The 25,519-nt window shown below is 58.8% G+C and carries 21 protein-coding genes; 9 read left to right on the forward strand and 12 right to left on the reverse strand.

Going from position 1 to position 25,519, the window contains the following annotated elements:
* Positions 1-3: 3 nt before the first annotated feature.
* The 6 genes from B9Q17_RS01595 to B9Q17_RS01620 form a co-directional block, all read right to left on the reverse strand.
* Entirely contained in the window at positions 4-273 is a 270-nt protein-coding gene (locus B9Q17_RS01595) for a K+/H+ antiporter subunit F (RefSeq protein WP_022987970.1), read from the reverse strand.
* Positions 270-758, reverse strand: coding sequence for a Na+/H+ antiporter subunit E (locus tag B9Q17_RS01600; RefSeq protein WP_094623830.1), 489 nt, complete (start codon positions 756-758; stop codon positions 270-272). The genes B9Q17_RS01595 and B9Q17_RS01600 overlap by 4 nt, the downstream gene beginning before the upstream one ends.
* Positions 758-2,275, reverse strand: a complete 1,518-nt coding sequence (locus B9Q17_RS01605; RefSeq protein ID WP_094623831.1) for a monovalent cation/H+ antiporter subunit D — start codon at positions 2,273-2,275, stop codon at positions 758-760. The genes B9Q17_RS01600 and B9Q17_RS01605 overlap by 1 nt, the downstream gene beginning before the upstream one ends.
* A complete protein-coding gene (locus B9Q17_RS01610) occupies positions 2,272-2,625 on the reverse strand; it encodes a Na+/H+ antiporter subunit C (protein WP_022987973.1) in 354 nt (117 codons plus the stop codon). Before B9Q17_RS01610 ends, B9Q17_RS01605 begins: the two co-directional genes overlap by 4 nt.
* Positions 2,625-5,426, reverse strand: a complete 2,802-nt coding sequence (locus B9Q17_RS01615) for a monovalent cation/H+ antiporter subunit A (RefSeq protein ID WP_094623832.1) — start codon at positions 5,424-5,426, stop codon at positions 2,625-2,627. Before B9Q17_RS01615 ends, B9Q17_RS01610 begins: the two co-directional genes overlap by 1 nt.
* Before the next feature lie 303 nt (positions 5,427-5,729).
* A complete protein-coding gene (locus B9Q17_RS01620) occupies positions 5,730-6,722 on the reverse strand; it encodes a GlxA family transcriptional regulator (RefSeq protein WP_094623833.1) in 993 nt (330 codons plus the stop codon).
* Between the two features lie 286 nt (positions 6,723-7,008).
* On the opposite strand from B9Q17_RS01620, the gene B9Q17_RS01625 reads away from it, so the two are divergent.
* Entirely contained in the window at positions 7,009-8,811 is a 1,803-nt protein-coding gene (locus B9Q17_RS01625) for an acyl-CoA dehydrogenase (RefSeq protein ID WP_094623834.1), read from the forward strand.
* Between the two features lie 419 nt (positions 8,812-9,230).
* A complete protein-coding gene (locus B9Q17_RS01630; RefSeq protein WP_094623835.1) occupies positions 9,231-10,010 on the forward strand; it encodes a crotonase/enoyl-CoA hydratase family protein in 780 nt (259 codons plus the stop codon).
* A gap of 227 nt (positions 10,011-10,237) precedes the next feature.
* Here B9Q17_RS01630 and B9Q17_RS01635 read toward each other — a convergent pair whose 3' ends face one another.
* A complete protein-coding gene (locus B9Q17_RS01635; protein ID WP_167372997.1) occupies positions 10,238-11,509 on the reverse strand; it encodes an alkane 1-monooxygenase in 1,272 nt (423 codons plus the stop codon).
* Between the two features lie 179 nt (positions 11,510-11,688).
* Between B9Q17_RS01635 and B9Q17_RS01640 the strand changes: the two genes are divergently transcribed.
* The 6 genes from B9Q17_RS01640 to B9Q17_RS18545 all read left to right on the forward strand — a co-directional run bounded on the left by B9Q17_RS01640 (position 11,689) and on the right by B9Q17_RS18545 (position 18,041).
* On the forward strand, positions 11,689-11,940 hold the full coding sequence (locus B9Q17_RS01640; RefSeq protein WP_094623836.1) for a hypothetical protein: 252 nt from the start codon (positions 11,689-11,691) through the stop codon (positions 11,938-11,940).
* Between the two features lie 78 nt (positions 11,941-12,018).
* On the forward strand, positions 12,019-12,345 hold the full coding sequence (locus B9Q17_RS01645; protein WP_058341392.1) for a hypothetical protein: 327 nt from the start codon (positions 12,019-12,021) through the stop codon (positions 12,343-12,345).
* Between the two features lie 206 nt (positions 12,346-12,551).
* Complete coding sequence (locus tag B9Q17_RS01650; RefSeq protein WP_094623837.1) at positions 12,552-14,579, forward strand: PhoX family protein; 2,028 nt, start codon at positions 12,552-12,554, stop codon at positions 14,577-14,579.
* Positions 14,580-14,747: 168 nt separating this feature from the next.
* Positions 14,748-15,110, forward strand: a complete 363-nt coding sequence (locus tag B9Q17_RS01655) for a DUF4870 family protein (protein WP_094623838.1) — start codon at positions 14,748-14,750, stop codon at positions 15,108-15,110.
* Positions 15,111-15,489: 379 nt separating this feature from the next.
* Positions 15,490-16,548, forward strand: coding sequence for an OmpA family protein (locus tag B9Q17_RS01660; protein WP_094623839.1), 1,059 nt, complete (start codon positions 15,490-15,492; stop codon positions 16,546-16,548).
* A gap of 20 nt (positions 16,549-16,568) precedes the next feature.
* Positions 16,569-18,041, forward strand: coding sequence for a thrombospondin type 3 repeat-containing protein (locus B9Q17_RS18545; protein WP_094623840.1), 1,473 nt, complete (start codon positions 16,569-16,571; stop codon positions 18,039-18,041).
* Positions 18,042-18,111: 70 nt separating this feature from the next.
* Here B9Q17_RS18545 and B9Q17_RS01670 read toward each other — a convergent pair whose 3' ends face one another.
* The 5 genes from B9Q17_RS01670 to B9Q17_RS01690 form a co-directional block, all read right to left on the reverse strand.
* Complete coding sequence (locus B9Q17_RS01670) at positions 18,112-19,425, reverse strand: MFS transporter (protein WP_094623841.1); 1,314 nt, start codon at positions 19,423-19,425, stop codon at positions 18,112-18,114.
* An 80-nt stretch (positions 19,426-19,505) separates the two neighbouring features.
* Positions 19,506-20,600 carry a DUF1513 domain-containing protein gene (locus B9Q17_RS01675; protein WP_094623842.1) on the reverse strand — a complete coding sequence of 365 codons (1,095 nt, stop codon included), beginning with the start codon at positions 20,598-20,600 and terminating at the stop codon, positions 19,506-19,508.
* A 12-nt stretch (positions 20,601-20,612) separates the two neighbouring features.
* Positions 20,613-21,647, reverse strand: coding sequence for an imelysin family protein (locus B9Q17_RS01680; protein WP_094623843.1), 1,035 nt, complete (start codon positions 21,645-21,647; stop codon positions 20,613-20,615).
* A gap of 9 nt (positions 21,648-21,656) precedes the next feature.
* Positions 21,657-23,066: a di-heme oxidoreductase family protein gene (locus B9Q17_RS01685; RefSeq protein WP_094623844.1), complete on the reverse strand. Its 1,410-nt coding sequence runs from the start codon at positions 23,064-23,066 to the stop codon at positions 21,657-21,659.
* 139 nt (positions 23,067-23,205) lie between these two features.
* Positions 23,206-24,501: an imelysin family protein gene (locus B9Q17_RS01690; protein ID WP_208618741.1), complete on the reverse strand. Its 1,296-nt coding sequence runs from the start codon at positions 24,499-24,501 to the stop codon at positions 23,206-23,208.
* A 169-nt stretch (positions 24,502-24,670) separates the two neighbouring features.
* Here B9Q17_RS01690 and B9Q17_RS01695 point away from each other — a divergent pair, with 169 nt between their 5' ends.
* A complete protein-coding gene (locus tag B9Q17_RS01695; protein WP_094623845.1) occupies positions 24,671-25,513 on the forward strand; it encodes a 23S rRNA (adenine(2030)-N(6))-methyltransferase RlmJ in 843 nt (280 codons plus the stop codon).
* The last annotated feature ends 6 nt before the right edge of the window (positions 25,514-25,519 follow it).

The raw sequence follows: 25,519 nt of genomic DNA on the forward strand, positions 1-25,519 counted from the left end.
GGGTTATTCAATCACGCTGCCGCGCTTGAGGTACTTGGCGGTGGCCACTGTGCTGACAAAGCCCATTACGGCGATCAGCAGGGCAGATTCCAGGTACATGCGGGTGCCGAGTGTAATGCCCAGCAGAATGATCAGGGCAATGGCGTTGATATACAGGGTATCCAGTGCCAGTACACGGTCCGGTGCATCCGGGCCCTGTATCAGGCGGTAGACGTTCAGCAGGGCGGCCAGGGTAACCATGGCAATGCTGGCGTACAGCGCGATGGTGATCATTTGAACATCTCCATCAGGGGTTTCTCGTAACGCGTGTGGATGGCATCGATCACTTCGTCGTCGCTTCGGGCGTCCAGCGCGTGGATCAGCAACATCTTTTCATCATCGCTGATATCGGCACTGACGGTGCCCGGGGTCAGTGAAATGGTGCTGGCCAGAATGGAAATAGCCAGCGGATGCTCCAGTTGCAGCGGGTAGCAAACGAACACCGGTTCTGGTTTGCGTGGGCTCAGGATCAGCTTGGCGACCGAGAAGCTGGCAATCACGATGTCCCAGAGCACGACCAGCAGGTAAGCCGGCATGCGCCAGGATTTCATGAAGGCAGGCCGCTCTGGCCAGAAGCCCTGGGTCAGCTGGGGGATACCCCAGGCCAGTACCAGGCCCAGCACCAGGCTGCCGCCGGAAATGCCATCACTCAGGAATTGCCAGGTCAGAAACAGAATCAGGCTGAGCCACGGCTGCGGAAAGCTAAGTCTGTCCAGCATCAGTCATCCTCCCCGACCATGGGGGTCTGCAGTATGTCGATATAGGCCGATGTATCCAGGATCTGGGCGGCAGTGTCTTCGGTGTACCGGTTGATCGGGCCTGCCATGGCCACAATCACCACCGTGAGCGCAATCATGGCGCCCGCCGCTACGGCGGTGGTGCCTTTGAGCGGGCGGGCGGTTTCAACGTGGCCGTCAACAGTACGCCAGAACACGATACTGCCGGCACGGCTGTAAGCCACCAGCGTCAGGAACCCGCCTACCAGGATGGTGCCCCAGAGCCACGCCATCTGGGGGCCGGGCTCAACCGACATCAGGATCAGCAACTTGCCGAAGAAGCCGCTGAATGGCGGAAGGCCAGCCGCGGCAACGGCGCCGATCATGAACAGAACACTCAGGAAGGTGCGATGACGCATCATCGGCGCGGTAATAATCCGGTCCCCGGCGCTGCCGCGCTGGGAGGCCACCAGGTCTGCCACCAGGAACAGGCCGGCAACAATCCAGGTGGTGCTGAGCATATAGAACAAGGCGGCAGACAGGCTTTCCGCTGAGCCCAGTGCAATCGGTGCCAGCAAGGTGCCCACCGAAATAATAACCTGCCAGGCGGTTAGGGATTTCAGGTTGTCAGCACCCAGTGCACCCATCACACCCATGGCGAGGGTAATCAGCGCCAGCGGGAACAGCCAGTCCATGCCGAGGTTGGCCAGTTCGCCGGCATCGTCGCCGAAAACGAGGAAATACACCCGGATAATCGCGTAAATGCCAACCTTGGTCATGATCGCGAACAGCGCGGCGACCGGAGCCGTAGCGCTGGCGTAGGCTTTCGGCAGCCAGAAGCACAGGGGCAACACCGCCGCTTTCAGGGCAAACACCACCAGCAGCATCATGCCACCGGCTTTTACCAGCAGGGCATTTTCACCGGTCACCTGCGGCACTTTCACGGCCAGGTCGGCCATGTTCAGTGTGCCGGTTACGCTGTAGATCATGCCTACGCTGATCAGGAACAGCGATGAGCCCACCAGGTTGAGCACCACGTAATGCAGGCCCGGAACCGTGCGAACCGTGCCGCCACCGTGCATCAGCAGTCCGTAGGAGGCGATCAGCAGCACCTCGAAGGCCACAAACAGGTTGAACAGGTCGCCGGTCAGGAAGGCAATGTTCAGCCCCATCAACTGGAACAGGAACAGGGTGTGGAACTGCCGGTTGCCTTCGTCAGCACCACCCAGCGAGAAAATATGGGCCAGAAGGGCGAGCACTGAAGTCATCACCAGCATGAAAGCTGCCAGTCGGTCCAGCACCAGCACAATGCCGAAGGGTGGCTGCCAGTTGCCGAACGCGTAGGCCCGGTAGCTGCCATCGTCGGCCATGGTCAGGAGCACCATGCTGGTGGCCACCAGCAGAACGGTGGTGGCCAGTGCCAGGGTGCGGCGCAGCGCAATCGGGGCGTAGCCCATAAACGTTTGCAGTATGCCGCCCAGCAGCGGAATCAGGACGGGTGCGGTCAGCCAATGGTTCATTGCTTGGCCTCCTCGCTGTCTTCATCCTGCTTGCGGTTGCCATCCACGTGGTCGTCCTGGTTGTCAGCCAGGTTTCTCAGTGACAACACCACCACAAAGGCGGTCATGGCAAAGCCGATAACAATGGCCGTCAGCACCAGGGCCTGGGGCAGGGGGTCGGCATAACTGGCCGAACTGCCCAGAATCGGCTGCTGGCCCGTGGCCAGTCGGCCAGAGGCGAACAGGAACAGGTTAACCCCGTAAGACAGGAGCGTAAGCCCCACAACCACCGGGAAAGTTCGTGCCCGAAGCAAAAGGTAAACGCCAGACGCCGTCAGGGCGCCTATAACCAGTGCAAAAACAAGCTCCATTACACATTCTCCCGGGGGCTTCTGATCGCAGAGTGGGGGGACAACCGGCCGATGCTGACCAGAGCCAGCAGGGTCGCGCCAATCACGGCCAGATACACGCCGAGGTCAAATACCAGGGCTGAGGCTACCTCGAACTTGCCCACCACCGGCCAGGTGATGTAGTCAAACGTTGTCGTGAGGAACGGGTAGCCATAGACAAAGCTGCCGGCACCGGCGATGGTGGCAAATATCAGGCCCAGGCCAATCACGTTGTGATACTTGATGCCGATGCGGTCCTGGGTCCAGACCATGCCACTGGCAATGTACTGGAGGATCAGGGCAACCGAGGTGATCAGGCCGGCAATAAAGCCACCGCCCGGCAGGTTATGCCCGCGCAGGAAGATGTAGGCTGAAATCATCAGCGCCAGTGGCAGCATCGGCCGGGCAATCTGCTTGAGCATCAGCGGGTAGGCGTCACGGGTCCAGGCATGGCCTTCACCATCACCCGGCGGCGGTGTGAGCGCCGTGTCCTTGAGCATGGCATAGATGCCAAGGGCGGCAATGGCCAATACCGTGATTTCACCCAGGGTATCGAAGCCCCGGAAGTCCACCAGGATCACGTTCACCACGTTGGTACCACCACCACCGGTCTTGCTGTTTTCCAGGAAGAACTCGCTGATGGAGGTAAACGGCTGGGTCAACATGGCCAGCGTCACCAGTGTCATGCCACCACCGGCCAGCAGGGCCAGCACAATGTCCCGTGCACGGTGAGTGCCGGAGGTTTCCAGCGGCGTCCACGAAGGCATGTAGAACAGCGCCAGCATCAGCAGCACCATGGTCACCACTTCGACCGACAGCTGGGTCATGGCCAGGTCCGGTGCCGAGAAGCGGGCAAAGGCCAGGGCCACCAGCAGCCCCACCACGCTCAGGAACATCAGGGAGGTAAACCGTCCCCGGTGAAGGAATGCCGAGGCCAGGGCGCAGAAGATCAGAATCGCAGCGGCGATGGCAGTGGGCCAGTCCACCGGTGACAGCCCGTTCTCGCCTACGAAGATGCCCATAGTGGCGAGCGGGACCATCGCCACCACAATCGCACTGCCAACCAGCAGCACGGCATAGCGCTGCAAGGAGCCGTTTTCGATGCGTGCAGTGAATCGGTTAGCCAGTTCCACAAAGCGGGAGACCACGGCTTCAAAGACCGCTTTTTCATCCACTTCCTTGAACCGGGCGTGGAAATCGAAAAACTTCTGGCGCTGGGAGTACATGATCAGGCCACCGATAAAGGCGGCAAAGCTCATCATCAGGGGCAGGTTGAAGCCGTGCATGACCGCCAGGTGGTAGTCCGGAACCTCGCCACCCAGGGTGGCGGCCGAAGCGGAGTAAAGCAGCGGACCCACAGAGTAAGCCGGGAATACGCCCACCATCACACAGGCAAACACCAGGATCTCCACCGGAATCTTCATGTACCGGGGTGGTTCGTGGGGCGGGTAGATGGGCAGGTTGACCGGTTTGCCATTAAAGAACACGTCGTGCACGAAACGGGCGGAGTAGGCCACCGCAAAAATACCGGCCAGCGTAGCCACAATCGGCGGAATCCAGGCCCAGATACCAGGCAGGTTCAGCTGCAGGGACTCCGCAAAGAACATTTCCTTGCTCAGGAAGCCATTCAACAGTGGCACTCCGGCCATGGACGACGCCGCCACCATCGCCAGGGTTGCGGTATGGGGCATGTAGCGCCAGAGACCGTTGATTCGCCGCATGTCGCGGGTGCCGGTTTCGTGGTCAATAATGCCGGCCGCCATAAACAGGGAGGCTTTGAAGGTGGCGTGGTTGATCACGTGGAACACCGCAGCAACTGCTGCCAGCTCGGTACCCATGCCGAACAGCAGCGTGATCAGGCCCAGGTGACTGACAGTGGAATGAGCCAGCAGGCCTTTCAGGTCGTGCTTGAACATGGCCACATAGGCGCCCACCAGCAGCGTAGCCATGCCGGTGAAACTCACCATGTAGAACCATTGCTCGGTGCCGGCCAGGGCCGGGTACAGGCGCGCCATCAGGAACACCCCGGCCTTCACCATGGTGGCCGAGTGCAGGTACGCAGAAACCGGCGTGGGTGCCTGCATCGCGTGGGGTAGCCAGAAGTGGAACGGGAACTGGGCCGACTTGGTGAACGCGCCCAGCAGAATCAGGGTGAGTGCCACCGGGTACATGGCGTGGTTCTTGATGAGGTCGCCAGCGGCCAGCACGGCATCCAGCTCGAAACTTCCCACGATGTTACCGATGATCAGAATGCCGGCCAGCAGCGCCAGGCCACCACCGCCGGTAACCGCCAGTGCCATCCGCGCGCCCCGGCGGGCATCCTGTTTATGGGTCCAGAAACTGATCAGCAGGAACGAGGTCAGGCTGGTCAGCTCCCAGAAAATCATCATCAGCAACAGGTTGCCGGACAGAACAATGCCCAGCATGGAGCCCTTGAAGCACAGAAGCAGGGCGTAGAACTTTCCGATGTTCTCGCCTTTTTTCAAGTAATAGCGGGCATACAGGATAATCAGGAGGCCGATGATCAGGATCAGCAAGGCAAACAGAAGCGCCAGCCCGTCGAGCCGGAAACTGAAGGAAATGCCCAGCGCCGGCAGCCATTCCCATGAGTTATGGACTACACCGCCGCCAGCCAGCGTTTCCCAGTGGGGGAACAGGGCAGCCAGGCCAATAATAGCCGGTATGGAAGAGACTATTGCAATCGCCGTTCGCCCGCCCTGGGCAAACAGTGGCGCAGCAATAGCCACCAGAAAGGGCAGAAATACAACCAGGGGTAGCGACATCGCAACCTCGTTATCGGTTTTCTTTTTACATGGGAAAGAAGTACGAAGCAGTCTGAGTGTAGCGTTCAGAAAGCCTGCGTGCACACGAAAGCGGCCCGTTTAAGGCTCACTTGCTGATCAGGCAGAAAAGGGGGGATCCGGAAAATAGGGAAGGCGGCCCCGCTGCAGAACGATGTCAGCGGTCAGGGGCAATCCTGGAATGTTTGTGCAGCCTCTGGACCTTACGGTCATGGTTGCTCCGTCTGTGAAACTTGACGGTTGATAATACGTGCCGGGGCGGTCAGGTCAAGTCAACCAAAGGATTTAACGGCCAAATTTCGAACGATAGGCCCCCGGAGAAAGCCCGGTTTGCTTACGGAATAACCGGCTGAAAGAGCTCACATCCTCATAACCCACGGTCCGGGTAATCGCGTCCAGGCCATCTTGTGAACTCTCCAGCAACCGCCGGGCTTCCTCGATTCTCAGCAATTGAAGATAGGTAGTTGGTGTGTCTCCGGTCGCTTGCCGAAACCGCCTCAGCAACGACCGCTCCGACAACCTGGCCCTCGTGGCAAGATCCGCCACAGAAACCGCCTCCCGGAAATGCCCCTCCAGCCAATCCTGAAGCCCCAGCACCACCGAATCCGAATGATACCGCCTGGCCTGCAACACACTGTAAGGCGCCTGGCTGGTACGCCCGGCATCAATCACAAACGCCTTCGCCAACTCCCGGGCCACCTGCGCCCCCGCAAGCCGCTCCACTAGGTACACCCCAAGGTCCCACCAGGCCATCCCTCCCCCGGCACAAGCCACCGGCCCGTCAACTGTCACCAGCTTCTCCGGCCGCAAATCCACCGCTGGAAACCGCTCCCGGAACTGATTGCTGAAGCCCCAGTGTGTCGTCGCCTCCCGCCCGTCCAGCAACCCGGCGGCAGCCAGTAAAAACGCCCCGGTGCAGTTACTTGCTACGCGGACATCGCCGGGAGTTGCGTCCTGAAACTGTGAAAGCCACTGGATCAAAGGGTTGTTTGTCTTCAGAATTTCATCAATGGGCGCGCCAATGGTCGGAATAATCAGCACGTCATCCGCCCTCAGATCATCAACATCCTGCCAGGAACCGTCAGCCAGAATTGTCACACCATTGATGCACTGGCAGGGCTCACCGTTCTCGGTCAGCAGCCGGGTTTTGAACTGTGCAGAAGGCTGCTCCCCGTGAATACGTGCCCAGGTCACCCCGGCGAGGCGAAACAGGTCGATCATCCCTGTGATAGCGCTGGCTAACGCACCGTTGAAGCCAATGATAGTGACGGTTTTCAAAAGCTGGCTCCTGTACGGCTTGTTGTAGTGCCCGAAATGGCGCGACGGCCATCGCCCAATCAGGCTGCTGGCGTGGGTATTGCCTTCCGGGAGTGTGCGCAGCAGGGAAGCTGCGCTCAAGCCCCCACGGACGGGTTCACGGCGTCTCCCGGAAGGCAATACCCACGACAGTGGCCGTCTTGTCAGAACAAAGGTTGGCGGATTCAACCAAGAATAAGTCAAAAATGACAATTCCAACCAGTGTAGTGGTTGTGAGAGGCTAACGGCAATCAACAGGAGACCAAGAATGACCGACACCCTGATCGACCGCCGCGACCTTGCCTTTCAGCTTTACGAAGTCATGGACACCGAAGCCCTCACCCAGCGCGAGCGCTTCAGCGAACACAGCAAAGACACCTTTGACGCCGTCATCGAAACCGCCGACAAAATGGCGAAAGAAAAATTCGCCAACCACAACAGCGCGGCAGACAAAGACGAACCCAAATTCGTCAACGGCCAGGTAGAAATGCTTCCGGACGTCAAGCAGGCCTTCGACGCCTACGCCGAAGCCGGATTCCTCGCCGGCCGCTACGGTTACGACCTCGGCGGCATGCAACTGCCGGAATCTGTCATGGCCGCCTGCAACGGGTTCTTCACCGCCGCCAACCCCGGCACCGCAGGCTATCCGTTCCTGACCACAGCCGCCGCCAACCTCATCCGTGTGTTCGGCAACGAAGAACAGAAAACCAAATTCCTGCCCAACATGCTCAGCGGTCGCTACAGCGGCACCATGGCGCTCACCGAGCCCCACGCCGGCTCCAGCCTGGCGGACATCCGCACCTCCGCCACGCCCACCGACGACGGCCACTACCTGATCAAAGGCGCGAAAATCTACATCTCCGGCGGCGAGCAGAGCATCACCGAAAACATCGTTCACATGGTGCTGGCCAAGATCAAAGGCGCGCCGGCCGGCGTGAAAGGCATCTCCCTGTTTATCGTCCCGAAATTCCATGTGGACGAAAACGGCAACCCGGGCGAACGCAACGGCGTCAGCCTTGCCGGTCTGATTCACAAACTCGGCTATCGCGGCACCACTAGTACCGCCCTCAGCTTCGGCGACGATGCTCCTTGCCATGGTTACCTGGTGGGCGAGCCCCATCAGGGCCTGAAATACATGTTCCAGATGATGAACGAAGCCCGCATCGGCGTCGGTTTCGGCGCGGCGGTGATCGGCTACCGCGGCTACATGCACAGCCTGGAATACGCCAAAGACCGCCTGCAGGGCCGCAAAGCCAGCGAAAAGAACCCCGAAAGCCCGCAAGTGCCCATCATCGACCACGCCGATGTGCGCCGCATGCTGCTGGCCCAGAAAGCCTACAGCGAAGGCGGCCTGGCCCTGTGCCTGTATGGCGCCCGCCTGATGGACGACCAGCACACCCATCCGGACGAACAGAAGCGAATGGAAGCCGGCAAACTGCTGGACCTGCTCACCCCGGTGATCAAAGCCTGGCCTTCCGAGTTTGGCCCAAAAGCCAACGACCTGGCGATCCAGGTTTATGGTGGCGCTGGCTACACCCGCGAATACCCGGTGGAACAGTGCTGGCGGGACAACCGCCTGAACCCCATCCACGAAGGCACCAACGGCATCCAGGCCCTGGACCTGCTGGGTCGCAAAATCTGGCAAGACCAAAGTCACGGCCTGCAGCTGCTGATGCAGGAAATGCAGGTAGACCTGCAAGCGGCCACCACCGACCGCTGCCAGCAATGGGCATTGTCTCTGAGTGAAACACTGCAGCAGGCCGTGAAAGTCACCCAGAGCCTGGGCAAGTCCCTGATGGGTGGCGAGGTAGACAAAACCCTGGCCAACGCCAGCTGCTACCTGCACCTGTTCGGCCACATCATCGTCTCCTGGATGTGGTTGCGGCAGGCTAATGCGGCAGCCAACGCTCTGGCCTCTGCCAACAGCGACAGCGAACGCAACTTCTACCAGGGCAAACTGCAGGCCGCCCAGTACTTCTTCCACTGGGAATTACCTACTGTGGCCCAGGATCTGGTGCTGCTTCGCAATCAGGATGATACGTGCTTGAACATGAAGGCCGATTGGTTCTAGCTCTGGAGTCTTGGTTCTGTTCGTAGCCTGCTCGTTTTGGGGGGTTGTGTGAGCGGCTGGACGCCCTTTCAGGGACACGCTACGAGCACTTCCCTGTGCGCTCGACTGTGGCCATCCATGGCCACAGACGGTCCCTGAAAGGGCGCCCAGCCGCTCACACCCAAGCAACGGTGGGGCGCAGGCTAGAGATGCAAGTTTCAGCAAAACCTGAGTTCTATTTCTGAATCTGTGGCCTGGTATATCGCAGAAGTATGACGCGCGGGCGACGGGGAGGGCTTTTCAGGACCGTTGAGGGCCATGGACGGCCCGAAACGAGCCTACAGGGACGTACTCGTGGGCGTGTCCTGAAAAGCCCTCCCCGTTGACCGCGCAGCCACCAAAACACCCAGGCTAGGTACCCAAAGTCGAGGAAAACGCCAATGTCACTCGTAAACATAGAAAAACAAGGCCACATCCTGAAAATAGGCCTGAACCGTCCGGAAAAAATGAACGCGATGAACCGGGCCATGTACCACGAAATCGCTGCAGCCTATTACCAGCTCCAGAACGACCCCGAACTGCGAGTAGCCGTCATGTACGCCGAAGGTGACCACTTCACCAGCGGCCTGCAACTGGACGACTGGGCCGGCGTATTCGCTAACGGTAAGGGTATCGAACCCGGCGAAGGTGAACTTGATCCGTTCCATATCACAGGCGAGGGACTTACCAAGCCGGTAGTCTTTGCCGCCCAGGGCATCTGCTTCACCTGTGGCGTTGAAATGATGCTCAACACCGACGTCCGCGTTGCCGCCAAAGGCACCCGCTTCGCGCAGCTGGAAGTCAAACGCGGCATCTTCGCCTGCGGCGGCGCCACCATCCGTCTGCAAAGGGAAATCGGCTGGGGCAATGCCCAGCGCTACCTGCTGACTGGCGATGAATGGACGGCCGAGCAGGCGTATCAGTGGGGCTTGATTCAGGAACTGGTGGAGCCCGGGGAGCAGTTCAATAAAGCCATGGAAATCGCTGAAAAGATCGCCAAAGCGGCCCCGTTAGGCGTTCAGGGAAGCCTGAAGTCGTCCAAAATTGCCGTGTCCGAAGGCCAGGAAGTGGCCAAGGAGCGCCTGTTCCCGGAACTGCGTCCGGTCATGGCCAGCGAAGATGTAAAAGAAGGTATTCAGTCGTTTCTGGAAAGGCGGGAAGCAGTGTTCAAAGGCAAGTAGCGGGATTGTCCGCTCCTCAAAACCTCTTCCGTAGCAAATCGTCAAATCAACGACTATCCCACGGAAGCGTAAGCGGCGGGTTGGGGCCACCCTTCCGGGAGTGTGCGCAGCAGGGATGCTGCGCTCAAGCCCCCATGGATGGGTTCACGGCGTCTCCCGGAAGGGTGGCCCCAACCCGCAGCCGGCACCTAACCCGAAGGCTAGGGCCGAAACATAGCTCCCGGTACTCAGGCCGCCTCAGACTCAGAAGCAGATTCACCCCGCCGAGCCGCAGCCTCAGCCGCCACGTTCGCCGCATAATCCGCATATTTGGCCATCAGCTCGTCCTTACGATCCGGATCCCAGTTGATCTTCGACAGATCCCCCTCGTAGTGGTCAATCACCCGCTTATCCATCTCGTCATACCACCACCGCGGCACATAAGCCGGCAACAACATCGACGCATAGCCACCCGGCAACTGCGGCGCCTTCTCGAAATGCCTCAGGGCCTGATAACTCCGGGTTGGATGGGCGTGATGGTCAGAGTGCCGCTGTAACTGATACAGGAACAGGTTGGTCACCACATGATTGCTGTTCCAGCTGTGCTCCGGCTGGGTGCGTTCATACTTGCCGTTCTTGTCCTTCTGGCGCAGCAGGCCATAGTGCTCAATGTAATTCACGCTCTCCAACAAGCTTGCCCCATACACTGCCTGCGCCGCCAGGAACGGCACCGCCCTGGGGCCGCAGACCAGAGTAGTCGCCCCAAAGAGCCCGGCGCTCATGGCCCAGCCCTGCAGCAACTCATTGTCCAGGCTCCAGAAGCTCTTGCCCTTGCGCTCAAGCCGCGCCTTCTCGATTTTCACCGCGGACTTCATGCCACCAAACACCGTGCGCGGCAGGAACTTCCAGAAACTCTCGCCCATCCGGCTGCTGGCCGGGTCTTCCGGCGTGGCAACCCGCTTGTGATGACCAAAATTGTGCTCAACCACGAAGTGGGTGTAGCCGGTCGGCGCCAGTGCCGCCATGGCCATCAACTTGTTCAGTTTGTTGGATTTGTGGCCCAGCTCGTGGGCGGTGTTGATGCCCACACCGTTGATTGCGCCCACCGTCAGGGTCAGGCCGATCTTGTCTTCGACCGGGGTTTTCTTGCGACTGGCCAGCCAGGCTCCCATAACCGTCATGGCGTACTGGGTAGGAATAAAGGCTTTTACAATCCGGTCGTAGTATTTGTCCTGCTCCAGGGACCGCACGGCGGATTCCGGCGGGTTGCTCTTGTCTTCCCCGATTGCCCGGTCCAGCGCCGGGATAATGCCGTGCACCAGTGCCGGTCCTGTCCAAGCCAGCGCCTTCAGTTTCCTGGGCGCCAGCGCGTAACCAGTCAAAGCGGCCAGGCCGATACCGGGCAGGGCGGGGCCCAGCAGCCACAGGTAACGCTTGGGATCTTTCCAGTCTTTTTCACCGGAGGCGGGAGTGGAAGTTGCCGGTTGTTGCCCGACTGCTTGATTGGCCTTGGCGTTCATATCAGGGATCTCCGTTTTGTTCTTGGTTGCCCTCAATTTATGTCGGACAATCGGGCAATACAACAATTTTGACGAATGTCATCGGAAGGTGGCCCGACATGACAATTCGGCCCCGGTTGGCGGATTCGGGATTTGTGGTCCAGACTTCTGCAAAACAAAAACAACAGGGATGATGGAATATGAGTGCTGCAACCCCCTCACCAGAGACTGTGTCTTTGCCGGTTCGGGAAATGCTTGTGGACTATGTCCAGGGGCGACGGCTGGCCGAGATTATCTACCAGGATACCAACGGGCAGGTTTGCCTGGTGCATGAGCACATCCGGGACGTTCTGAGCCGGGCCGGCCATGATTTTCTGGTACTGGGCTCCGGCAAGGTGCTTGGTGTTGAGCATGTGATCATGATCGACGGCCAGCGGCTAACGAAAGGGTAATCGCCCGGTAATTGCCTGTGCAGGTGAACCGCTCTAGGCTGTTTGCGTTGTAAATACTTACCAACAGAGGGATATGGTATGAACAAGCTCACGTTGAGCGCACTGGCTCTACTGATGACACTCGGCCTGGCTGCCTGCAGTTCGGAAAGCGATGAAGGGGCCGATTTCGAGCAGGCCGGGGAGAACGCCGGTGAAATGATGGATGACGCCGCTGACTCCGTCGAGGAATCCTATGAAGAAGCCACAGGTCAGGACGAAGGTGCCTGGGGTGAAATCAAGGAAGGGGCCCAGAACGCGGCGGATGAAGTCAGCGATGGCGCCCAGAGCGCTGCGGACAGTGTCGGCGAAGCCGCTGATGAAGCGGGTGATGCCATGGAAGAAGGTTATGATGAGATGACTCAGTGATCACTGGCTGAGTGTTGTTTCTTCCGGAAAAGGGGCGCTGGGTTGGCGCCCCTTTTTTGGTTCTGACAACAAAGTTTGGCTGGTTTGGTTGGCTGTAAAATAACTTTAACCAGAATGACGCGGAACGTTTGTTGTTCTGTCATCTTTCAGGTTGAAACTTGCCTCTCGTTAAAGCCCTTTCCTTCCGATTTCGAGAGAGACAGAACATGGCCAAGCACGACATTGATCCGAATTATCTGGACCCTAACTACGAGCCGGTGGTTAACCATTCCGAGAACCTGCCTTTTCACCAGGTGCTGTCTGCGCGCATGCAGCGCCGTGCGGTGATGAAAGGGACCGTTGGAGCGGCTCTGGCCAGCGTTATGGGGCTCGGACTCGTCGCCTGCGGGAGTGACAGCGACAGTGACGACGAGACAGCGTCAGGAAACACTCAAACGCCAGGTACAACCGAAAGAGCGCTGGGTTTCCAGGCCGTTCCGGTGTCAATGGATAACCAGGTAGTTGTTCCGGAAGGCTATTCATCAAAGACATTCTTGCCCTGGGGCACACCGATTACCGGGTCGTACCCGGATTATCGCGCTGATGGCACCAATTCCGGCGCAGACCAGGAAGAGCAAGTGGGTATGCACCATGACGGCATGCACTTCTTCCCGATTGACCAGAAGAGTGGCGGCAACAGCTCCACTGAAGGTCTCCTGGTTATGAACCATGAGTACATCAATCAGAAGGCCATCCATGCGGAGGGCGCAACCTATAATGCTGATGACTCCCGCCCGGCAGATGAAGTTCGTAAAGAAATCGCAGCCCACGGCGTTTCCGTGGTTCACATTAAGCAGGATGCTAACGGTGAGTGGGATGTGGTGTTTGGCAGCGCACTCAACCGCCGGGTAACCGGTGGTACCGAAATGGAAATCCGCGGCCCGGTTCGCGGCTATCACAAACTTTTCACCAAATTCAGTCCTAACGGTAACCGCACCCGCGGAACCCTCAACAACTGCTCCATGGGGCCGACGCCCTGGGGAACCTACCTGACAGCGGAAGAAAACTGGCACGGTTACTTTGCCAACAGTGATGCCACCCAGCCTCGCGAGCAAATCCGCCACGGCGTGGGTAGTGAAAGCCGCTACGATTGGGAACTGGCAGATAATAAGGCCGATCAATATGTGCGCTTTAACGTCAGCGCGCTCGGCGGTTCTGCCTCAGAGGATTACCGCAACGAAGCCAACACCTTCGGATTTATGGTGGAAATCGACCCATTCAACCCGGAGAGCATGCCCCAGAAGCGCACGGCCCTCGGTCGTTTCGGCCATGAAGGTGTAATTTTCGCACCGGCCAAAGAAGGTGAGCCGGTTGTCTGTTACTCCGGTGACGACTCCCGCTTCGAGTACATCTACAAGTTCGTGTCTTCCAAACCGTACTATGCAGCCACCGCTGGTGGTTACCTGCTGGATGAAGGCACGCTGTATGTAGCGCGATTCAACGAGGACGGCAGTGGTGAATGGCTGGCCCTGGATCTTGAGGATCCGGCTTTTGCCGGCAAAGTTGATGCTGCCAAGGGTACGACCGTTGGTGATGTGGCATTTGACGGCTTCGAGAACCAGGCCGACGTGCTGCTGAACACCCGTCTGGCCGCTGACATTGCCGGTGCCACACCAATGGACCGTCCGGAGTGGGGTGCGGTTGATCCGAATACCGGCGAGGTTTACTTCACTCTCACCAATAATACCAAGCGCACAGAAGACCAGGTGAATGCAGCCAACCCGGTAGCCCAGAACAAGAACGGCCACATCATTCGCTGGCAGGAAGCCGGTAACGATTACACTGCCGGTTCCTTCGAATGGGATATCTTTGTCTTCGCCGGTGAGCAGGGCACAGAGACCGTGGTTGATGGCGACGCCGTTGTTACGCTGAATGACGACAACATCTTCAACAGCCCGGATGGCCTGTGGTTCGATTACAACGGCCGTCTGTGGATCCAGACTGACGGATACAGCGACGAACCCTTCGGTAACCAGATGATGCTGGCTGCGAATCCGGAAACCCGTGAAATCAAGCGTTTCTTCGTGGGCCCCCAGGGCTGTGAGGTCACCGGCGTGGTCACCACTCCGGACAGCAAAACCATGTTCGTCAATATCCAGCACCCACGTGGCAACTGGCCGAATGCTGCAGAGGATCGCCCCCGCGATGCCTGTGTCATCGTAACCCGCAACGACGGCGGCGTAATCGGCGCCTGATCTTAGCGGTTAGCCACAAGGCATCACCAAAGCCGGCCCAGGTTTTACCTGGGCCGGCTTTTGTTTTTGCAGAGGGCTTATATTGTGGAAAGGTCCGCAAAAACCCCGAGGCCGGCTGCGAAAGCGCTGTGGTAGACTGCGGAAAAGTCCTGATCCGGAGTTATCACCTTGGCTGAACCCGAATTTATTCCCGCAAACCCCAACGGCAATGAACGTCAGCCGGAGCCTGGCCGCAACTTGGCGGTCGTGGTTTACATCCTTCAGGCCCTGTCCTTTTTTCTCGGCGGCATCACCGGCCTGGTTGGCGTCATCGTCAATTACGTGAAGCTGGATGATGTACGTGGCAGCTGGATCGAAAGCCATTTCCGCTGGCAAATCCGTACCTTCTGGATCGGGCTGTTGTGGACGGTGATTGGCATTGTTACCACCCCATTGATCATCGGCTGGTTTATTCTGCTCGGTATCTCGATCTGGGTGATCTATCGCATCGTAAAGGGCGCCCTGGCCCTGAACGACGGCAAGACTATTTAATCCATTCCTTTCCTTTACCTGAAAGCTTTGCGCCTGCTGTCCCGACGCCCTTCGGGGCGCAAGGCAGTCTTTTGCACCTCCCTTTGCGCTCCTTGCTCGGCCAAAATGTAAAAAATTGCAAAATCTCCCTCCGGTCCATCGGCCTGTAAGCACGGCGACCTCAGGCCTGAATTTCAGCTAAATCATTGGCTTTCAACATAAATAAGTCCATACGATAAAATGGATCACTGTTAGTTCAGTATATGGTTGGCAAAAATGACAACAATATGTGAACAAAATGCCAAGTTAATACGCCAGTAGCTGGCCCAAACTGCCAAGAAACAGAGGCAGTTTGTTTCTTTTGTGTAACTGGCAGAGCTAAAGGAAAAGGAGTGTTCACATGGCAAGAAAGCAACTTCTGGCGGTATCGGTTGCAGGGCTGTGCGCCGCGATGGCAGCGACGGCAGTGCAAGCGAATGCGGTCAAGCACGAAAGTGAAGTGTCAGTGCTGGGGGCTTACATTGAGCCCGACAGTGACAGGACTGATGAGTACGGCAGCGGTTTGCGGGGCATTTACAGTCACCGTTTCGGTAAGCACTGGTGGCTTGAGCCTCAATTGTTCTCCGGAATTATCGAGACGGGTGTTACCGGCGCAACGGATTACTACCAGCAAACCCTGGGAGCGGACCTGAGCTACCGGTTTTTCGACAGCGAATCCTTCACGCCGTATGTATCCGCAGGCGGTGGCCTGTCCCGTAACGATGTAGCTGACAACCCGGCCAGCGAATTTGCCGGTTATGCCAATGCCGCCCTCGGCCTCATCACCTCGCCTTTTACCGAGTCTGGCCTGCGTGTGCGGGGCGACGTCCGTTACCTGTGGGATTCCTACGACGACGGATTATCTGACATTCACCTGAGTGTCGGCCTGACCATTCCAATCGGCGCAACCCGTACCCGCATCGTGGAAAAAACGACCGTTGTTGAAAAGCCGGTGGTGGTCGAGCAACAACTCGCGGATTCCGACAAAGACGGCGTTGTGGATGGAGTAGACCAGTGCCCCAACACCCTGGAAGGCCTGGAGGTGAACGCTGTTGGCTGCGTTGAAACCGATAAGGCCCAGTCTGTGGTATTGCAGGGGGTGACTTTCGAGTTCAACTCCAACCGGCTGACCGCCAATGCCCGCGACATCCTCATTCCTGCCGCCGATGCCCTGAAAGGACAGCCAGATCTGAAAGTAGAGCTGGCCGGCCATACCGACAGCGTGGGGGCTGAAAGCTACAACCAGCAACTCTCACAGCAGCGGGCAGAAGCCGTGCGCAACTACCTGCTTGATCTGGGCGTGGCTCCGGAACAGCTGAGTGCCGAAGGCTATGGCGAAGCCCGCCCGATCCGCAGTAACGATACCGAGGAAGGCCGCGAGCGCAATCGCCGAGTCGAATTCAACGTGGTTTCTAAGTGATAGCAAGAAGGAATTTGGAAATGAGACTGAACAATCTGAACTGGCCTTTGATTTTGATGGTTACGGCGTTTCTGGCCGTAGCCGGGTGTAAGTCCGACAGTGGTAGCCGTGTGTCGTTTGAGGATGGCTCGGGGCAGCAAACCGGGGAGCAGGGCGATGGCGGCACCGGTGGGCCGGTGGATACTGATGGGGATGGCATCCCTGATAACGAGGACTCCTGCCCGAATACCCGCAATTCCGGGGTAGATGCCGATGCCGATGGTATCGACGATGCGTGCGATGCTCGCATTGCGACGTCAACGGATACCGATGGCGATGACGTGCCGAATGGTGAAGATAACTGCCCGACCATTCCCAACCCGGACCAGGAAAATGCTGACCGTGACCTGTATGGAGACGCCTGTGACACAGATGCTGATGGTGATGGCGTTAAAGACAAGGTCCGGAATGACGATGGCAGCTTTGCAGTAATAGCGGCATCGGACGAGGGTGACAACTGCCCGCTGGTGCCAAATCCGGATCAGGCGGACCTGGACGGTGATGGCGTAGGTGATGCCTGTGATGACGATATCGATGGCGACGGCTTTCTCAATGACGAGGATGCCTGCCCGTATGTGGAAGGCAATGATGAGGCCATGTGCAGCGAGGCGGTCGATACCGACGGCGATGGCATTCCGAACCTGAGGGCTGATGGCAGCACGCCCTGGGACAACTGCGCGGATGTCGTCAATCCCTCCCAGTCGGATCTGGACGGCGATGGCATTGGCGATGCCTGTGATGAAGACACCGATGGTGACGGAATTAACGATACCAACCTGATCGGCCAGCCCGAGGATAACTGCCCGCTGATTGCCAATCCGGACCAGGCTGATACGGACGGCGACGGCATCGGTGATGTCTGTGACCTGGTGAATGACGTTGAGTTTTCGTGTGGTGTTGGTGAGCAGTTCTCGCCCATGCTGGCCAGTGATGAGGATATCCAGGCTCAGGCATCCAAGGATGTTTCAGATTGTCTTTTGTTGACCGGTGGTCTGCTTTGCGACGTGGTTGGGGAGAACAACGTAGTTGATGATGATCTGAACAACTTCGCTACCATTTCAAATACTAACCTGTTGGGACTTTCTAACGTCAGTCTGCGAGTCGCTGCAACGTCAGGATTTGCCTACCCGGGACAAAACGTTATTGGTGTTTCGCTGGCTGAAGCGGCACAAGTGCTTCAGCTAGACTTGTTGTCGAACGGAGGCCTGCAGGTTCGGACTTTGCTAGACGGTGAGATTCAGGAACAGACCAATGGTGAAGTAGGCGCTGATCTCGATTTGCTGGGGCTTTCCGGTTTACTGGGCGGGAACGAAGTCGGTTTCCTGGTATTTCAGACATCGAAACGGTTTGATGCGGTTGAAATCGTGAGCGGCGAGTTTGAACTGCTTACGGCCCTGGATGAATACAATACCTATGGCGTCTGTGCCTCTAAAGAGGAGGTGGCCCAGCCTTAAGTCGGTGAGTGACTATCAACTCAAAGGGCCGGCACCCGCCGGCCCTTTCCATTTCACCGAAGAAAAACAGTCACTCCTCCGTCACTTCCTCCAGCCGTAAGGCGCTGAACATCCCCGCCAGCCCCATCAGCCCGAGCACAATAATCACCGCCACATCGGAAATCATCGAGATAGCTGCGGTGAAGGCGCCCGTAACGAGTAACAGCAGCCCGATTACGGTATTGCTTACCGAGGTATAGACGGTGCGTTTGTTGCCGCCGGCCATGTCCACCAGATAGGTTTTCCGGCCAAGGCGTACGCCGGCGTGGGCAATGCTCAACACGAAGAAGGCAATCGGGTAGAACCAGGCGCCGCCGAAGCCGGGGCCGAAGATCAGGGCGAGCACACCCACCACCAGGCAAATACCGCTGGCCATGGCCGCGCCGCGGATCATCACCCGCCGGCTGGATACATCGGCCGCCCAGCCCCAGAAGCTGGCACTGAGTGAGCTGGCCAGGCTGCTGGCCAGCAGGAAGACGCCCAGCATCCAGCCGATGTCGGATTCTTTCTGGGCCAGCACCACGAAGTAGGGTGAGGCCAGGGCGGAGCACAGCAGCAGGGCCCGGGTAATGACAAAGTTACGGAAGGGTGCGTCGTCCCGCAGCAGGGACAAGCTGCGGAAAGCTTCCGGCAGGGCATTGGCGCCACCGGAAGTTTCGCCCGGATACTCTTCAACTCCGGCAAACAGAAAGCCTGCGATAATCCACAGTGCTGCGGCCAGCATCAGCAGCATGGCGTAGAAGCCAATGGTGGGGTCGCCCCGGTCCCAGAACAGCAGCCCGGTCAGGACAACGGTGGCGGTACCGCCAATGGTGCTGGCCAGGCCGGACAGCCGGCCCCGGCGGGTTTTCGGAATGCATTTGCCCTGTACGTCTTTCATGGAAACCGAGCAGAAGCCCCGGGCCAGGGAGAACACAACCAGCGCCGCAACAATTCCACCACCAGCGGCGTAGCCTTCGAGAAACCACACACTGGCTGCCATGGCCATTACGCTGACCGCCTGGCCGAAGCTGCCCAGGGTCCAGAACCACTTGCGCACGGCTTTGCGGCGAACCCAGGCGCCAATCACCATCTGCGGCACCATAGAGCCGGACTCCCGGATGGGTACCAGCCAGGCCACCAGGGCCGGCGCGCCAACGGCGCTCATCAGCCAGGCCAGCACGGTTTTCGGGCTGATCAGCAAGTCGCCGAGCTTGGTCAGTACGTTACTGAAAAGAATCAGGAAGAAGTTACGGGGCACTTCCCTGCAGGCATCCTCCGGAATGTCTTTGCAGACCCGTGCGTCTTCTTCGTTGGCAATCAGTCCGTAGAGCTGGTCGATGGTGTCGGGTTTGGTTGCTGGCAAAGGGCCGTCCTCCGGAAAAATGTTTGCCAAGCATACCAGTTAGCTCGGGTGTGCTTAAGCGGGAGGACCAGCGGTGCCGGTCAGACCAGGTGGTGGTCCCACTGTACCGGTAGCCGCGCGATGTCTTTCGCAGGTTGTCCGGCGCTCAGTTGCACCAGTCGGCCCTGTCCCGAGGACACCAGGAAATCGCCTCCTGCCAGAGTCTGAATGCCGGCGCAGTCAGTGATGCGGGCTTTGGCAACCAGCTCCCCGGTCTTGCCGCGGAAGACAATAGCGGTGCCGCCCACGGGGGAAGCGGCGGCGATCAGGTCGTTTTCAGGATGGGCCACCACGCTGGCGATGTAGTTGCCGAGAGCGGCCTGGGTTTCCGGGTCAAAGCGATATTCCCGGAGTTGCCCATCTTCTATGCGCGCCAACAGCGGAGGTCGCTTGTAGAGCGGTCCCTGGTACTGGTAGGCAACATAGACTTTGCCTTCGGTACTGACGCTGACGTGGCGGGAGCTCTGCTGGTGGTGGGCAGGGGCAAAGCGGCCAACGATCTGGCCGGACCGGCGGTCCATCAGAATCAGGGCCGGTTGCATGGTATCCAGATTGAGTTTGATGCGGTCGTAATCAGGGTGAGTCAGAATGCCGCCCAGGCCGATGACCAGAGTGTTGCCGTCCGGATGCAGGGTAAGCTCATGGGGCCCGATGCCGGCCAGTTCAAAGGTGTCCACCCGTTTATAGTCCTGCTCGGCATCGTAGACGGCGACAATGCCTTCGCCGGGCTGGTAGCGGCTGGCCGTGGCGTAAAGCCACCGGCCATCAGGTGAGAACACGCCGTGGCCGACAAAGTGTTCGCCTTCGGGGGCCATGATGCGGTGTCTGCGTTGGCCGGTTTCTGCATCAAACACATAGAACGACCAGCCCGGTCGGCGCTCAAAAAACAGAGTATCTTTTCGGCCGGGCCGGTTACAGCCGCTGTGGCATCGGGTGTCTACCGGCGCCTGCCACTGAACGTTGCCGGATCGATCAAAGGCACTCACGCCAAAGCGTCCATCCGGCAGGCCAACCGCGCCGGCATAGCGTTCGGGCTGTGGGCCGGTTTTGCCGGGGAGCAACGAGCAGCCGGTGAGGGTGGCGGCCATGCCTCCGGCGACGGTGGCTTTGATCAGGGTTCTGCGATGGATGAGCATGGGTATACCTGTTCAGTCGCCGTCACTTGAGTTGAAGCCACGCACTACGCCAAGCGCCACGGCGGCTTCGTCATTGATCAGCGTTGAAAGCTGGGAAACATCCACAAAGAGCCCTTGCAGAATGCGGAACCGCTCATCACTCTCCATGAGCGTTGCCATGGCAGCATGGGCTTCCGGAAAGTTGTCAGCCACTTTCTCAAACTGCCTCTGAATGCGCTCTGCCAGTTCGGTCTCGCCGTCGGTTTTCAGTGAGGTGATCAGTCCGGGAAGGTAGAATTTCTCGAGCCCTGCCACTGTTGCTTCCACCGCCATCAGACTCTGGCCACTGCGCCAGGCATCGGTGATGTAAGGATTGCGTTTGCCATTGCCCCTTAGCCCCATGGGCTGCGCCAGCCGGCGCTCTTCCAGTATTTCAAGCGCCGTCATGCCGGCTTTGATGGTGGTGTCGCGGTATGGCCCGGTGTCCAGATAGTGTTGTTTGAAACTCGCCCAGCTGTCTGCGAGCCCCCGGGCATTACGTGCCATATGCCGGGTGACCGCCGAGAGCACCTCACAGTTTTTGGCTGCGGGCAGGGCGTTCTCTCCACTGTTGAGTTGCTCGTCGAACAGCAGGTATTCGGCCATGGGAAAGCCCTGAACCGCCACCCCGGATTGGTTGATCACCTCGGCGTTAACGGGGGCTTCGGTGCCAAGCAGATACCGGGCCTTGCGAGCGACCAGGTTTTTCGGGTCCGGCCAGAACTGGAATTGCCAGGACAGGTTGTTGTTCTCCACCGGGCCGAAGTCAACAAAGCGGACCCGCTGCCAGGCCAGGAAGGCATCGAGCCAGGCATCGTTCAGGGCCGGTCGGCTGTCGGACGTCGGTGCGTTGCAGTAGCCGACCGCCGCCGATGCGAGTTGTTCGGTTTTGGTTGCCAGCGATTCGTAGCCGTTTTGAATTGCGCCATGCCACTGTTCGCGGGCCTGGGTATCGGCGTTGGCCCCGAGTGCCGCCGTAGTGCAGACAAGCAGGGCGGAGGCGAAGAACAGTCTGGTGATCGGTTGCATAGTGGATCCTCAGAGTGAATTCAGAAAATCGATCAGGGCGCTGCGCTCCGACTCGGCCATCTGACGATAGCGGTCAGCTGCCGGCCGGGCTTCGCCACCGTGCCAGAGAATGGCTTCTTCCAGCGTGCGGGCGCGGCCGTCATGCAGAAAACCGGACTGGGGGTTAACCACCTGGGCCAGGCCGATGCCCCAAAGCGGTGGCGTGCGCCACTCGTTGCCGTCAGCGAGGAACTCGTCCCGGCCGTCTGCCAGGGCCGGGCCCATGTCGTGCAGTAACAGGTCGGTGTAGGGCCAGATGGTCTGGTTGCTCAGATCCGGGCGGTCGGCCACTTCTCCGGTCTGGTATTTCGGGGTGTGGCAACCGGCACAGCCGGTTTCATTGAACAGCCTGGCGCCTTTCTGCACGGATTCAGCGCCCAGATCCCGACGGGCAGGTACCGCCAGACTCTTGGCGTAGAAGGTGACAAAGTCGGCGACCTTGTCGCTCACTTCGGGCTCACCACCGTGAGTAAACCGTTCGCACTGTTGTTCCGGGGTGCAGTCGGTGGTGGGTTTGATGGACGATGTCAGGCCCATATCGCCGGCGAAGGCGCCCATGCTTTGCTGGTGCACATCCGGTTCCGCGGCTTTCCAGCCAAACCGGCCCGGCAGCGTTTGCTGGCTGGCGACATCCCACACCTGATTAAGCTTGCCGGAAATCCCGTTGTTGTCGGTATCTTCCGGATCGGCCAATGCCTCAAGATCGGCAATAGGGATGGCTTCCAGCAGTCCCATGCCGATCATTTGTGGTGCCACCCGGGGAGAGACCAGCAAATTTGCCGGCATAGGACCATAGTTGGGGTTCTCGATGCGATATTCCGGTTTGCGCAGTTCAACCACCGTTCCATCCCCAAGTATTTCCTGAACTGGCTCCCAGTCAATCACCAGATCCGCTTCCGGTTTTGCGGCCGGCAGGGCCGCAGTCTGCAATTGACTGCCGTAGACCGGTGCGGGTTTGAAACCGTGCTTGCGCAGGAGTTCTGCATCCTTGACCGAATCGGCGGGTACTGCCAGCCTCAGGAACAGGGAGACAGGCGGTTCATCAACGCCGGGCGGGTGTCCACGGCCATCCTTGATGTGACAACCCTGGCAGGAGTTGGTATTGAACAGGGGGCCCAGGCCGTCCCGGGCATCGGTGCTGGCCGGTGCTTCCACCCAGGGATTGCGGAAGAAACTGTTGCCAACGCTGAAATCCAGGCGTTTGGTCATGGACAGGTTGCCCTGGGGCAGCGAGTAGGCGTTGGTGTCGGCCTGATTGACCGTGCCTTCACCGCCTGTGGCCGGTGTAGTTTGTATCGGGTAACCAGCGTGAGTCTCTGCAATCAGGGGTTGAGTGCTGAAGGCCAGCGGCAACAGACAGAAGATGAGTGCTCGTTTCATAACTACTCGCGTTTCAGAATGGAAGAAGCCATGGAAAATCGACCTTCGGGCATAAAGGAGGGTTTTCCATGGCTTGTTCTTGTTAGCAGGATACCGGGAGTTTCTATCTCCCGGTATCCGTTTACTGCAACCGGATCAATCAGAATGAATGGCCGGCGTCGTCCGGGGACAGGGCTTGAATGCCCAGTTGCCGTGCAGCCTGCTCGATAGAGCCGGTCTGCTCAACCAGCGCCATGATAGCACCGTTGACAATGCGGGTGCCTTCCGCGTTGCCCGGGGCGATCATGGTGTCAAAGGCCATCGGGTTCTGGCTGCTCTCGGCGCGGGCTTTCATGAGCGCCAAGGCTTCCATTGACGCGTCCAACTGACGGTTCAGGCGAGCATCCAGCTCCGGGTTGGTCTGCTCAACCAGGTCAGACAGGGACGGGCCTGAAACCATAGACCCATCTACGCGACGATAGGTGCCGGTATACACGTTCTGGATGCCCTGGCCGTTGTAGTAGTGCGAGTTGTGGGTGTTATCGCTGAAGCAGTCGTGTTCGTCTTCATAGGAGTTGGCTTCCAGGGCAACTTTCATGCGCTCACCAGCCAGCTCGCCTAGGGACAGGGAGCCCATACCGAACAGCATTTTCTGGATGCCCTCGTCGGCGTTTGCGGACGTCAGCTGGGAACGGTAGTTATCTGAGCTACCCGGGGCCCACTGGGCAACCATCCACTCCAGATCATCGACCAGCAGATCAGTCACGGCATCCAGGTACTGGGCACGGCGCTCACAGTTGCCGTTGGTGCAGTCGTTGCCTTTGGCGTAGTCAGTAACCGGGCGCTCGCCTGCGCCACCTTCAAAACCGTGCAGATCCTGGCCCCACAGCAGGAATTCGACCGCATGGTAACCGGTGGCTACGTTGGCTTCGGAACCGCCCACTTCGTTCAGGTCGGCCAGCAGTTCAGGGGTGAGTGTTGCCACATCCAGAGTTTCCCCGCCGACGTTAATGCTGTTGCTGGCGACGATGTTGGCGGTTGCACCGGCATTACCGAGTTCGTGCTGGTAGTCATCGGCTTTGACGTAGTCGATCAGGCCCTCGTCCAGTGGCCAGGCGTTCAATTGGCCTTCCCAGTCATCCACGATGGCATTGCCGAAGCGGAAAACCTCTGACTGCTGGTAAGGAACCCGTGAGGCCAGCCAGGCTTCTTTTGCCGCTTTGAGGTTGGCTTCGGTGGGGTTGGCAATCAGGCGGTCAGTAGCCTCGTCCAGCGCACGCGCAGTAATCAGGGCATCCTCGTAGGTGGCATGGGCGAGATCGGCGTAATGGGTTACCACCGATGCTTTGGTGGCCGGCGCACTTTGCTCGGCGGACCAGGGCGCGTTTGCGCAGCCCGCGGTAAGGGCTGTGGCAATGGTCAGTGCCAATGGGGCTGGGCGAAACAGGTTTTTCATTTCAAACTCCATGTTGATGAGGTCTTTTTGTAAATAAGAAATATTAGCGTTCAGATTATGGGTTTGGAAACCCTACATAGCAAGGGGTTTTTGATATAGGTGATTGTCGGGCCGCTTGCGTGGCCAAGGTGACTGCGGCTTAATGGGCTCCTGATTCCGGGAGCCTTTTATGCTGAGTTATCTTCACGCCTTCCACGCCGGCAACTTTGCCGATGTTCAGAAGCATGCTGCACTGTCGCTGGTGCTGGCCATGATGCAATCCAAGAAATCTGCCATAGCCTGTTTTGACACCCACGCGGGCAGCGCCCGTTACGATTTGGGCAGCGAGCGGGCAAGAAAAACCGGCGAAGCTGATGCTGGTGTTCAGGCCTTGTGGCGGATCCGGGAGCAACTGGCCTCCGGCGACTGGCAGCCGGTTCTGGAGGTATTGGCGCGGTACAACCCGGGCAATGGGCCGCTACAGACGTATCCGGGCTCACCGGCATGGTTTGCGGAATTTTGCCGACCGGGTGATTCCGTCACCGCTTTCGAGCTGCACCCTTCGGAAGAGCGTCAGCTGGCGCAGTGGGCTGATGAAGTGGGGGTGAAGGTGCGCCATGAGGATGGCCTGAAAGGGCTCCTGAAATGCTTGCCGCCGGCACAGCCACGACTGTTGGCGCTGATTGATCCTTCTTACGAAATCAAAACCGATTATGAGGCCGTAGCCCGGACATTGATGGACGCGTGGAAAAAATGCCGCCATGGCGTCTATCTTATCTGGTATCCCCTGTTAACCAGTGGCCTGGAACAAAAGCTGATGGATTCGCTGAGGGCGTCCGGTTCGGTGCGCAAGATTCTTCAGTGCGAGGTTATGCTGGATCAGCCGCCCGAACGGGGCATGGTGGGTTCCGGCATGCTGATTGTGAACCCGCCCTGGGGGTTCGATGAACGTTTTGCGGCCATGATGTCGGATCTGACCGGCCCCGATCGGCTCGGTCTGTCGCCTTCCATGGATTGGCTGGTGCCTGAATAGGCCCGG

The organism is Marinobacter vinifirmus, from assembly GCF_002258215.1.
Taxonomy (GTDB): domain Bacteria; phylum Pseudomonadota; class Gammaproteobacteria; order Pseudomonadales; family Oleiphilaceae; genus Marinobacter; species Marinobacter vinifirmus.

Excerpts from the sequence above, each read along its gene's own strand:
- B9Q17_RS01690 (WP_208618741.1), bottom strand. The coding sequence starts at position 24,501 with ATGAAAAACCTGTTTCGCCCAGCCCCATTGGCACTGACCATTGCCACA.
- B9Q17_RS01625 (WP_094623834.1), top strand. The coding sequence starts at position 7,009 with ATGACCGACACCCTGATCGACCGCCGCGACCTTGCCTTTCAGCTTTAC.
- B9Q17_RS01595 (WP_022987970.1), bottom strand. The coding sequence starts at position 273 with ATGATCACCATCGCGCTGTACGCCAGCATTGCCATGGTTACCCTGGCC.
- B9Q17_RS01615 (WP_094623832.1), bottom strand. The coding sequence starts at position 5,426 with ATGTCGCTACCCCTGGTTGTATTTCTGCCCTTTCTGGTGGCTATTGCT.
- B9Q17_RS01675 (WP_094623842.1), bottom strand. The coding sequence starts at position 20,600 with ATGCTCATCCATCGCAGAACCCTGATCAAAGCCACCGTCGCCGGAGGC.
- B9Q17_RS01635 (WP_167372997.1), bottom strand. The coding sequence starts at position 11,509 with ATGAACGCCAAGGCCAATCAAGCAGTCGGGCAACAACCGGCAACTTCC.
- B9Q17_RS01600 (WP_094623830.1), bottom strand. The coding sequence starts at position 758 with ATGCTGGACAGACTTAGCTTTCCGCAGCCGTGGCTCAGCCTGATTCTG.
- B9Q17_RS01660 (WP_094623839.1), top strand. The coding sequence starts at position 15,490 with ATGGCAAGAAAGCAACTTCTGGCGGTATCGGTTGCAGGGCTGTGCGCC.
- B9Q17_RS01630 (WP_094623835.1), top strand. The coding sequence starts at position 9,231 with ATGTCACTCGTAAACATAGAAAAACAAGGCCACATCCTGAAAATAGGC.
- B9Q17_RS01645 (WP_058341392.1), top strand. The coding sequence starts at position 12,019 with ATGAACAAGCTCACGTTGAGCGCACTGGCTCTACTGATGACACTCGGC.
- B9Q17_RS01650 (WP_094623837.1), top strand. The coding sequence starts at position 12,552 with ATGGCCAAGCACGACATTGATCCGAATTATCTGGACCCTAACTACGAG.
- B9Q17_RS01610 (WP_022987973.1), bottom strand. The coding sequence starts at position 2,625 with ATGGAGCTTGTTTTTGCACTGGTTATAGGCGCCCTGACGGCGTCTGGC.
- B9Q17_RS01640 (WP_094623836.1), top strand. The coding sequence starts at position 11,689 with ATGAGTGCTGCAACCCCCTCACCAGAGACTGTGTCTTTGCCGGTTCGG.
- B9Q17_RS01685 (WP_094623844.1), bottom strand. The coding sequence starts at position 23,066 with ATGAAACGAGCACTCATCTTCTGTCTGTTGCCGCTGGCCTTCAGCACT.
- B9Q17_RS18545 (WP_094623840.1), top strand. The coding sequence starts at position 16,569 with ATGAGACTGAACAATCTGAACTGGCCTTTGATTTTGATGGTTACGGCG.
- B9Q17_RS01695 (WP_094623845.1), top strand. The coding sequence starts at position 24,671 with ATGCTGAGTTATCTTCACGCCTTCCACGCCGGCAACTTTGCCGATGTT.
- B9Q17_RS01605 (WP_094623831.1), bottom strand. The coding sequence starts at position 2,275 with ATGAACCATTGGCTGACCGCACCCGTCCTGATTCCGCTGCTGGGCGGC.
- B9Q17_RS01680 (WP_094623843.1), bottom strand. The coding sequence starts at position 21,647 with ATGCAACCGATCACCAGACTGTTCTTCGCCTCCGCCCTGCTTGTCTGC.